The sequence below is a fragment of the Streptomyces sp. 150FB genome, from assembly GCF_000818195.1.
Classification (GTDB): Bacteria; Actinomycetota; Actinomycetes; order Streptomycetales; family Streptomycetaceae; genus Streptomyces.
Window position 1 is genome coordinate 7,214,765 of sequence record NZ_JTHL01000001.1, and the last position, 10,255, is coordinate 7,225,019.

Below are 10,255 nucleotides of genomic sequence, written 5' to 3' on the forward strand. Positions count from 1 at the left end.
GGCTGCCGGTGCAGGACGGCCTCGCCGGGCCAGGGCAGCTCGGCGCGCAGCGCGGCGACGGCGTGCCGCTCCACCGCCGTACGGCCGGGGAAGCGGATGCCGAGCAGTTTGCGGACCGTGGACCTGGCGCCGTCGCAGCCCACGAGATGGCTGCCGCGCCACCAGGTCGCTCCGGGGCCCCGGGTGTGCGCGGTGACCCCGCGCTCGTCCTGCTCCAGCGAGTCGAGCCGGTTGCCCGTCACGACCTGGATGAGTTCCTGCCCGGCGATGGCTTCCCGCAGCCCGCGCGAGAGGGCGTGCTGCGGAATGTGCAGGGGGGTGGCGAACTCCTCCTCGTACGGGCCGTCGTCGTTCCCGGGCTCGCCGGGGCCGGTCGTTTCGCTCACTACCGGGTCGGCCCCGCCGCCGGCGCCGAGCGGCAGCCGCCGCACCAGTTGCTTGCGCCGCATCGAGCGCCAGGCGACCCAGTGCGTTCCCTCGTCGCGCAGGGTCGTGCAGCCGAGCCGCGAGAGCAGGGCGGCGGTGTCGGACCGCAGGACGACCGTGCGGGCCGGGCGCGGATCGTCCGTGCCGGGACCCTCGTCCAGGACGACGCTGGGCACCCCCTGGGCGGCGAGGGCGAGCGCGAGCGCCAGCCCGACAGGGCCGGCGCCGACGACGATCACCGGGTCCACGGTGCGACCCCTCCGGCCGGGACGGTACTGCGGTCAGGCGTGCGTGGAGCCCGGTACGTGATCACAGAACGTATGCAACCCACTGGGGGTGCCCCCGTCAAGCGAAGAGGTGGCGGCGCCGGAGGTTGCGGCGATCTCCACCCTCCCGGGGGCGGCGGTGCGCCCCGGTGCGCCGGTAAGGCGCCCCCGGTCCACGCTCCGGCGCGAGCGGGAACTCGCGTCTTCACGGGCCGGGGGCGCCTCTCCGGCGCACAGGTGTCCGCTCCGGCGGGCGGCGGCGCACCACCACCCGCCGGTCGGACGGGACTTCGACAACACGTCCCTACGGTGTGGTGTCCGGACCGTCGGTCCCCGCGGTGCCCGCCCCCGCCTCGATGGGGAGATCCACCGCGGCGGCGACGGCGATACCGGTCTTGGCGCGCCGCCCGCGCTTCTCGATCCAGGTGGCCAGAGCGGAGAGCAGCAGACACATCGCGATGTAGATGGCACCGACGACGACGATGGTCGACACATACGGATACATGTCATTGACCCGGGTGTTGCTGGCGATCAGCCGGGCCGAGTTGAGCAGCTCCGGGTAGAGGATGATGAATCCGAGCGAGGTGTCCTTCAGGGTCACCACCAACTGACCGATGATGGTCGGCAGCATGGCCCGGACGGCCTGCGGCAGCAGCACGGTCACCATCACCTGGGTCTTGCTCATCCCCAGGGCGTACGCCGCCTCCCGCTGCCCCTTGGGGACGGAGTTGACGCCGGCCCGCAGCACCTCGGCCTGGACGCAGCCGTTGTAGACCGAAAGCCCGAGGGCCAGGGCCCACAGCGAGTAGTCGCTCAGGAACCCGACCCACACGGCGTAGATCGTGATGAGCAGCGGGATCGAGCGGAACAGCTCGATGAAGCCGGTGGCGAGCCAGCGGATCCATCCGTGGTCGGAGAGCCTGCCCACCGCGAGGAGCACGCCCAGTACGAGCGAGCCGACGACGGCGAGGCCGAACGCCTTGAGCGTCGCGACGATTCCGTCGGCGATGTTCTGCCGGATCCCCGTGTAGTTGAAGATGTCCCACATCTCGGGAGCGAGGTCTCCCTTGCCCGCCAGCCGCCCGATGCTGACCACGAGCAGCGCGACGATGGCCAGGGAGCCGATGACGGTGTAGACGCGGTTGCGCACGATGGCCTTCGGGCCGGGCGCGTCGTACAGAACACTGGCACTCATCGGGCAACCTCCATACGACGCTCCAGCAGCCGGAAGACGCCGCTGATGGCGAAGGTGATGACCAGATATCCGAGGGCGACCGAGATGAAGAGCGGCACGACGTTGAAGCCCTGGTCGCTCATCAGCTTCTGCCAGCCGAAGAGTTCGGTGACGCTGAACGCGCCCGCGATGGCGGAGTTCTTCGTGAGGGCGATCAGCAGGCTGCTCAGCGGCGGAAGGACGGTCCTGACGGCCTGCGGCAGCACGATCATGCGCAGGGTCTGGCCGAAGGTCATCCCGAGCGATCTGGCCGCCTCGGCCTGGCCCAGCGGCACGGTGCTGACGCCCGACCTGATCGCCTCGCAGATGAACGACGAAGTGTAGAAGCCGAGAGCCAGGGAGGCGAGGACGAAGGGACTCATCCCCGGGAAGAGGATCTCGGGTACGACGAAGGTGGCGACCAGGAAGAGCAGGGTGAGCGGGGTGTTCCGCAGCAGTGTGACCCACGCGGTGCCGAAGAACCGCAGCGGAGGGACCGGGGAGACCCGGAAACCCGCGATCAATACCCCGAGGACCAGCGCGATCACCGCGCTGACGGCGGTGATCGCAAGGGTTCCCACAAAACCTTCGCGGTACTCCGTGAAATGGTCGAACAGTACATTCATGAGGCCTCCGCGTCGGCGGTCAACGGCTGGTGTCAACAGCGCAGTAGCGCCCCACATGTCGCGACGGGGGGCGCTACTCGCGAGTGGTGGTCAGTAGCGCTCGATGGCCGGCGGCGCGATGTAGTCGGAGCCGGAGAGCCCCAGCGTCGCCTCGTAGGCCTTCTGGTACGAACCGTCCTTGACGTGGTTCTCCAGGGAGGTGTCGATCGCCTCGCGGAGCGCCTTGTCGTCCTTGTTCAGGCCGACGCCGTAGGGCTCCTTGGTGAAGGGCTTGCCGATGACCTTGAGCTTGTTGGGGTTGTCGGCGGCGTACCCCTTGAGGATCGCGTCGTCGGTGGTGACGGCGTCGACCTGCTGGGTCAGCAACTGCTGGACGCAGTCGGAGTACTTGCCGAGCTGCACCACCTGCGCGCCGTACTGCGGCTTCTTGATCTCCTGGAGCGGGGTGGAGCCGACGATCGAGCAGACCTTCTTGCCCTTCACGCCGTCCTTGCCGGTGATCGAGTTGTCGTCCTTGCGGACCAGGAGGTCGGCGCCGGCCATGTAGTAGGGACCGGCGAAGCCGACCTGCTTCTTGCGCTCGTCGTTGATCGTGTACGTGCCGACGAGGTAGTCGACCTGGCCCTTGGCGAGGGCGGTCTCACGGACGCCGGAGTCGACGGTCTTCCACTCGATCTGCTTCGGGGTGAAGCCGAGGTCGGCGGCGATCATCTTGGCGATCTCGATGTCGAAGCCGGTGCGCTCCTTCGTCGACTGGTCCTCGAAGCCGAGGTACGGCTGGTCGGCCTTGGCCCCGATGACGAGCTTCCCGCGCTTCTTCGCCTTGGTGAAGGTCGGCGAGTCCAGCTTGACGTCCTTCGCGACCGGGTAGGTCGGAAGCTTGGGCGCGTTCGCGCCGGCCGCCTTGCTGGGCGGCGGGTCGCCGGCGGATCCGGACTTACCGCCGCAGGCGGTCGCGGTCGCGGTCAACGCGAGCACAGCAACGGCAGCAGCGGCTGTCTTGCGGAGCTTCATGGTGAACATCCCTCGTATGTGTGGTTCGTTGGCCGTCAGTGGTGCAGGATCTTCGACAGGAAGTCCTTGGCACGGTCGCTGCGGGGGTTGCTGAAGAATTCGTCGGGAGTCGCCTCTTCGACGATCTTTCCGTCCGCCATGAAGACGACGCGGTTGGCCGCCGAGCGCGCGAAGCCCATCTCGTGGGTGACGACGATCATCGTCATCCCGTCGCGCGCCAGTTGCTGCATGACCTCGAGGACCTCGTTGATCATCTCGGGGTCGAGCGCCGATGTCGGCTCGTCGAACAGCATGACCTTGGGATCCATCGCCAACGCACGGGCGATCGCCACGCGTTGCTGCTGGCCGCCGGAGAGCTGAGCCGGGTACTTGTCGGCCTGTACGCCGACCCCCACCCGGTCCAGCAGGGCGCGGGCCTTGACCTCGGCGTCCTTCCTGTCCAGCTTGCGGACCTTGATCTGGCCCAGGGTGACGTTCTCCAGCACGGTCTTGTGTGCGAAGAGGTTGAACGACTGGAAGACCATGCCGACATCGGCCCGCAGCCGTGCCAGCTCCTTGCCCTCCTGGGGCAGCGCTTTCCCGTCGATGGTGATCGAACCTGAATCGATCGTCTCCAGGCGGTTGATGGTGCGGCACAGTGTGGACTTGCCGGACCCGGAGGGTCCGATGACGACCACGACTTCGCCACTGGCGATCGTCAGGTCGATGTCCTGGAGCACATGCAGCGCGCCGAAGTGCTTGTTGACGTTGCCCAGTACGACCAGGTCACCCGTCGCCGGGCCGGCGTCCTCGGGGCCCTTGGTCACTGACACTTCGCTCATCGGCTTAATGCTCCGTCCTCCTCGGTTGGGAGGACCTTAGTCACGCGCTGCGACCAGCGTCATTACATCTGAGCGGAAATTGAGCATAACGATGCGGTTGCGGGCGGACACTCCGCGTGAAGTCATTGCTCCAGGTGTACGCCTGGAGTACCGGGTGCGTAACGGAAAGCCGAAGGGGAGGGATCGCTCTTGACTGACGGAGCGCCATGAGTATGGATGCCCTGGTACGTACTGTGACCGTGGCCGGACGGTGTTGGTGACCGCTCCCGCCGCAGTCGCGGTCGTCGTCGCGCGCCGGGCGGGATTTGTCAGATACTGACTAGGGGGACCATGAGACTGCTGCTCGTCGAGGACGACAACCATGTCGCCGCCGCTCTGTCGGCCGTACTCGCCAAGCACGGCTTCGTGGTGGTGCACGCGCGCAGCGGTGAACAGGCCCTTCAGGCGCTGCTCCCCGCGGCCAACGAGGGCAAACCGCCGTTCGGTGTCGTCCTTCTCGACCTCGGGCTGCCCGATCAGGACGGCTTCCAGGTGTGTGGCAAGATCCGGAAGATCAGCTCGACCCCGGTGATCATGGTGACGGCGCGCGCCGACGTACGCTCCCGTATCCACGGCCTCAATCTGGGCGCCGACGACTACGTGACCAAGCCGTACGACACCGGTGAACTCCTCGCCCGTATCCACGCCGTCAGCCGGCGGGTACCCAGCGAGGAGGAGCCCGAGCGGGCCGCCGACGCGTCCCCCGACCTCGGGCGCCTCAGCATCGAGACCGACACCCGCCGTGTCACCGTGGACGGTTCGGCCGTCCAGCTCACCCGCAAGGAGTTCGAGCTGCTCGCCCTGCTCGCACAGCGCCCCGGAGTGGTCTTCCGCCGGGAGCAGATCATCAGTGAGGTGTGGCGTACCAGTTGGGCGGGTACGGGCCGCACCCTCGAAGTGCACGTGGCGTCCCTGCGCCACAAGCTCGGCATGCCCGCCCTGATCGAGACCGTACGGGGCGTCGGCTACTGCCTCGTCGTGCCGCCCGCGCACCAGGGTCAGTAAAGCCAGGTGCGCACCCGACTCCTGCCGCTGCTCATCGTCCTGATGGCGGCCGTCCTCCTCGCCCTGGGCTTCCCGCTCGCCGTCAGCCTCGCCGCCGCCCACCAGCAGAAGGTCGTCGTCGACCGCATCGACGACACGGCGCGCGTCGCCGCGCTCGCGCAGTTCGTCGCGCAGACCGACTCGGGGACCAACGAGCGGCGTTCGATGCTGGAGGAGGAACTCACCCGCTACCACGAGGTGTACGGGATCCGGGCCGGCGTCTTCTACCGCGACGACAAGGCCATGGCGAGCGCCCCGGCGAACTGGCGGGTGCCGGTGGCCGGAGAGGGCCGCCGCGCCTTCCAGGAGGCCCTGGCCGGGCGTCGCAGCGACGACCCCCAGCAGGTCTGGCCCTGGCAGTCGGGCCGGCTCATCGTGGCCTCACCGGTCGTACGGGACGGTGACGTCGTCGCCGTCGTCGTCACCGACTCGCCGACCGGCCAGATGCGTTCCGAGATCCTCCAGGGCTGGCTGCTGATAGCGGCGGGCGAGGCGGCGGCCATGCTGGTCGCTGTCGGTGCCGCCTTCCGGCTGACGGGCTGGGTGCTCCTGCCCGTACGGGTGCTGGACGCGGCCACCCACGACATCGCCACAGGGCGGATGAACTCCCGGGTCGCTGCGGCCGGCGGCCCGCCGGAACTGCGGCGTCTCGCCCGGTCGTTCAACGAGATGGCCGACAACGTCGAGGACGTACTGGAGCAGCAGCGCGCCTTCGTCGCCGACGCCTCCCACCAACTGCGCAATCCGCTCGCCGCCCTGCTGCTGCGGATCGAGCTGCTCGCCCTCGAACTGCCCGAGGGCAACGAGGAGATCGCCTCCGTCCGTACGGAGGGCAAGCGCCTCGGACAGGTCCTCGACGACCTGCTGGATCTGGCGCTGGCCGAGCACACCCCGGCCGACCTGCGGGTCGTCGACATCAGGGAGCTGGTGGCCGAGCGCGTCGCCGCCTGGCGGGCGGTCGCCGACGAGAAGGGCGTACGGCTCACCGAGGACGGCCCCGCCGTCACCGCCTGGGCCGATCCTGTCGCGCTCTCCAGCGCCCTGGACGCGGTCGTGGACAACGCGCTCAAGTTCACCCCGGCGGGCGAAGAGGTCTCGGTCACCGTCGGGCGGAGCGGCGAGACCTCCACGATCGTCATCACGGACGGCGGCCCCGGTCTCGCCGACGAGGAACTCGCCCGGATCGGCGACCGCTTCTGGCGCAGCAACCGGCACCAGAACATCAAGGGTTCGGGTCTCGGCCTGTCGATCTCACGGACGCTGCTGGCCGCGAGCGGCGGCTCGATCTCCTACGGACGCGGCGGTACCGGCGGTACGGGCGGTACGGGCGGCGCCGAGGGTTCCGGCAGTTCCGGGGATTCGGGCGGCTCCGGGAGTTCCGGCGGTCTGCGGGTCACCCTGAGCGTCCCGCGCTCGTCCGCTACGGCTTGACCGACCGGTAGTACCGCTTGGCGCCCTCCTGGAGCGGCAGCGGGTCCGTGTAGATCGCGGTCCGCAGGTCCACCAACTGCGCGGGGTGCACCTCGTTGCCGATGCTGTCCCGGCTGTCGATCACCGCACGGGTGAGCCCTTCGGCCAGCGCGGGATCCATCCGGTCGGTGGTGACCAGCAGATTCGCCACCGCCAGGGTCGACACGGCTTTGCCGTTCTGGGCCTTGAGATAGGCGTCGGCGGGCATCTCGGCCGAGCGGTAGTAGCGCGAGGCCGACTCGCGGGTGGAGTGCAGCTTCGCGATCAGCGAGGGCTCAAGAGGGACCAGCCGTATGTCGAAGCTGTCCGACAGCTCCTCCACGGCCAGGGTGGGCAGGCCGCCCGACCAGAAGAACGCGTCGAGCTTGTGGCTCCGGAGCAGACCGGGCGCCGAGTCGATCCCGACGGGGTCGGCGGTGAGGACACCGGGGCCGTCGAGCCCGGCGGCCTTCAGCAGCCGGTCGGCTATCAGCCGTACGCCGGACCGCGGCTGCCCCACACCCACCCGCTTGCCCCGCAGATCGGCGGTGGAGCGGATCGTCGAGCCCTTCGGCACGACCAACTGTGCGTAGTCGTCGTACAACCGCGCACAGCCGCGCAGCCGGTCGGCGCCCGCTCCGTGGTCCGCCTTGTACTTGGCCACGGCGTCGGCCGTCGCGATGGTGAAGTCCGCCTCGCCGGTCGCCACCCGCGCGATGTTCTCCGGCGAACCCTCGCTGGTCCTGAGGGTCACCGACACCTCCGGCAACGCCCGCGCCAGGTCCTGCTTGAGGAGGACGCCGTACCGCTGGTAGACCCCGCTCGTCACCCCCGTACTGAAGATGACCGAACCTCTGGGCTCCGGTGTCGCGAAGGGCTTCAGCCACCACATCAGGAGCCCCAGCACCACCACTAACGCGGCGGCGCCCTTCAGGACGCGCGGACGGCTGAGCCAGGACGGACCGTGCGGTACGGCGAACATGGCGCGATCCTGCCAGCTCACTCCGCGTGATGACCAGGGTTCATCTCAGGAAGCGGCGAACGACCGCCGGCGGCGACCCCGTACCCTGGTGGGCGAGATGAGCGCGAAGACCTACGAAGTGCGCACTTACGGGTGCCAGATGAATGTCCACGACTCCGAGCGGCTGTCGGGCCTGCTGGAGGGCGCGGGATACGTCCGTGCCCCGGACGGCTCCGACGGCGATGCCGACGTTGTCGTCTTCAACACCTGCGCGGTGCGGGAGAACGCCGACAACAAGCTGTACGGGAACCTCGGCCGGCTCGCCCCGATGAAGACCAAGCGGCCCGGCATGCAGATCGCCGTCGGCGGCTGCCTGGCGCAGAAGGACCGCGACACCATCGTCCGGCGCGCACCGTGGGTCGATGTCGTGTTCGGCACGCACAACATCGGCAAGCTGCCTGTCCTCCTGGAACGCGCGCGGGTCCAGGAAGAGGCGCAGGTCGAGATCGCCGAGTCGCTCGAAGCCTTCCCCTCGACGCTGCCGACCCGGCGCGAGTCCGCGTACGCCGCCTGGGTCTCCGTCTCCGTCGGCTGCAACAACACCTGCACCTTCTGCATCGTCCCCGCGCTGCGCGGCAAGGAGAAGGACCGCCGGCCCGGCGACATCCTGGCCGAGGTCGAGGCGCTGGTCGCCGAGGGCGTCTCCGAGGTCACGCTGCTCGGCCAGAACGTCAACGCGTACGGCTCCGACATGGGCGACCGCGAGGCGTTCTCCAAGCTGCTGAGGGCCTGCGGGACCGTCGAGGGCCTGGAGCGCGTCCGCTTCACCTCGCCGCACCCGCGCGACTTCACGGACGACGTGATCGCCGCCATGGCCGAGACGCCGAACGTGATGCCGCAGCTCCACATGCCGCTCCAGTCCGGCTCGGACACGATCCTGAAGGCGATGCGCCGCTCGTACCGGCAGGACCGCTACCTCGGCATCATCGACAAGGTGCGCGCGGCCATCCCGCACGCCGCCATCTCCACCGACATCATCGTGGGCTTCCCCGGCGAGACCGAGGAGGACTTCGAGCAGACGATGCACGTGGTGCGCCAGGCGCGCTTCGCGCAGGCCTTCACCTTCCAGTACTCCAAGCGGCCGGGCACACCGGCGGCCAAGATGGCGGACCAGATCCCCAAGAAGGTCGTGCAGGAGCGCTACATGCGGCTGTCGGCCCTCCAGGAGGAGATCTCCTGGGAGGAGAACAAGCGGCAGGTGGGGCGCACGCTCGACGTCATGGTCGCCGAGGGCGAGGGCCGCAAGGACGGCGCCACCCGCCGGCTCTCGGGGCGCGCTCCCGACAGCCGCCTGGTGCACTTCACCCAGCCGGAGACGCCGGTGCGGCCGGGCGATGTGGTGACCGTCAACATCACCTACGCGGCGCCGCACCACCTGCTGGCCGAGGGGCCGACGCTCGACGTACGGCGTACCCGCTCGGGGGACGCCTGGGAGAGGCGGAACGCGGCGGGCGACGAGAAGCCCGCCGGTGTTCTGCTGGGGCTGCCCACCGTGGGCGTGCCGGCGCCGCTGCCCGCGGCGTCGGGCGGCTGCGCCGTCGAGCTCTAGCCGGTACGCGGCGGCCGGTGCGGGCGCGGTCGGTACGCGTCCCGGTCGGTACGCGTCCCGGCCGGTACGCGCCTCGCGTCGATCCGCGCCGCGTTGGTTAGGGTGCGATCATGCTGGTCGCCGCTGCTGTGTGTCCCTGTCCGCCGCTCCTCGTGCCCGCCGTGGCGGCGGGGGCGGCTCCCGAACTCGACGCCGCGCGTGCGGCGTGCGCGGATGCCCTGGGGGTGCTCGCCGCCGCCAGGCCCGACCGGCTGATCGTCGTCGGGCCCGCCGGAGAGAACGCCAGGGGGCCGCACCTCGAAGGCGCCGTGGGATCCTTCCGCGGATTCGGGGCCGATGTCGATGTCGTACTCGGCGGGCGTGCCGCCGGAGGCCAGGAGCGTAAGGCGGCCGCCCCGGAGGTCTCTCCGGCGGCCTCGCTGCCCGCCTCGCTGGCGGTCGGGGCCTGGCTGCTGGAGCACGTCCACTGGTCGGCGGCCCCGGTCGGCGGACTCGGTGTGGGGGAACCTCTCGCCGCCGAACGGTGCGTTCGCAGCGGACAGCAGCTCGCCGGGCGCCCCGAGCGGCTGGCCCTGCTGATCATGGGCGACGCCAGCGCGTGCCGCACGGTCAAGGCGCCGGGCTATCTCGACGAGCGGGCGGCCGGTTTCGACGCCGAGGTGGCGCGGGCTCTGGGCGCGGCCGACGTGGCCGCGCTGAAGGCGCTGGACGCGGAGCTGGCGTACGAGCTGAAGGCGGCCGGCCGGGCGCCCTGGCAGGTCCTCGCCGGCGCCGCCGAGGGCGCGGG

Annotated in this window: 10 protein-coding genes; 4 read left to right on the plus strand and 6 right to left on the minus strand. The window is 69.9% G+C overall.

The window, feature by feature from the left end; translation table 11 throughout:
• From QR77_RS30940 to QR77_RS30960, 5 genes are all read right to left on the minus strand, one after another.
• Positions 1 to 674 (minus strand): FAD-dependent monooxygenase (locus QR77_RS30940; protein ID WP_040028939.1); only part of this gene is annotated, 674 nt, incomplete at its 3' end.
• A gap of 322 nt (positions 675 to 996) precedes the next feature.
• Entirely contained in the window at positions 997 to 1,887 is an 891-nt protein-coding gene (locus QR77_RS30945) for an amino acid ABC transporter permease (protein ID WP_040025302.1), read from the minus strand.
• On the minus strand, positions 1,884 to 2,531 hold the full coding sequence (locus QR77_RS30950) for an amino acid ABC transporter permease (protein ID WP_040025303.1): 648 nt from the start codon (positions 2,529 to 2,531) through the stop codon (positions 1,884 to 1,886). Before QR77_RS30950 ends, QR77_RS30945 begins: the two co-directional genes overlap by 4 nt.
• 90 nt (positions 2,532 to 2,621) lie before the next feature.
• Positions 2,622 to 3,545 carry a glutamate ABC transporter substrate-binding protein gene (locus QR77_RS30955; RefSeq protein ID WP_040028940.1) on the minus strand — a complete coding sequence of 308 codons (924 nt, stop codon included), beginning with the start codon at positions 3,543 to 3,545 and terminating at the stop codon, positions 2,622 to 2,624.
• 35 nt (positions 3,546 to 3,580) lie between these two features.
• Entirely contained in the window at positions 3,581 to 4,366 is a 786-nt protein-coding gene (locus QR77_RS30960) for an amino acid ABC transporter ATP-binding protein (RefSeq protein WP_040025304.1), read from the minus strand.
• Between the two features lie 330 nt (positions 4,367 to 4,696).
• On the opposite strand from QR77_RS30960, the gene QR77_RS30965 reads away from it, so the two are divergent.
• Together QR77_RS30965 and QR77_RS30970 are read left to right on the plus strand one after the other, a co-directional pair.
• Positions 4,697 to 5,410, plus strand: coding sequence for a response regulator transcription factor (locus tag QR77_RS30965; protein ID WP_040025305.1), 714 nt, complete (start codon positions 4,697 to 4,699; stop codon positions 5,408 to 5,410).
• 6 nt (positions 5,411 to 5,416) lie between these two features.
• Positions 5,417 to 6,880, plus strand: a complete 1,464-nt coding sequence (locus QR77_RS30970; RefSeq protein WP_040025306.1) for a HAMP domain-containing sensor histidine kinase — start codon at positions 5,417 to 5,419, stop codon at positions 6,878 to 6,880.
• Here QR77_RS30970 and QR77_RS30975 read toward each other — a convergent pair.
• Positions 6,870 to 7,880, minus strand: a complete 1,011-nt coding sequence (locus tag QR77_RS30975) for a TAXI family TRAP transporter solute-binding subunit (RefSeq protein ID WP_040025307.1) — start codon at positions 7,878 to 7,880, stop codon at positions 6,870 to 6,872. The two genes, QR77_RS30970 and QR77_RS30975, sit on opposite strands and share 11 nt — an antisense overlap.
• 97 nt (positions 7,881 to 7,977) lie before the next feature.
• On the opposite strand from QR77_RS30975, the gene miaB reads away from it, so the two are divergent.
• Positions 7,978 to 9,468: a tRNA (N6-isopentenyl adenosine(37)-C2)-methylthiotransferase MiaB gene (miaB, locus tag QR77_RS30980; protein ID WP_040028942.1), complete on the plus strand. Its 1,491-nt coding sequence runs from the start codon at positions 7,978 to 7,980 to the stop codon at positions 9,466 to 9,468.
• 110 nt (positions 9,469 to 9,578) lie between these two features.
• Positions 9,579 to 10,255 (plus strand): hypothetical protein (locus tag QR77_RS44200; protein WP_236710868.1); only part of this gene is annotated, 677 nt, incomplete at its 3' end.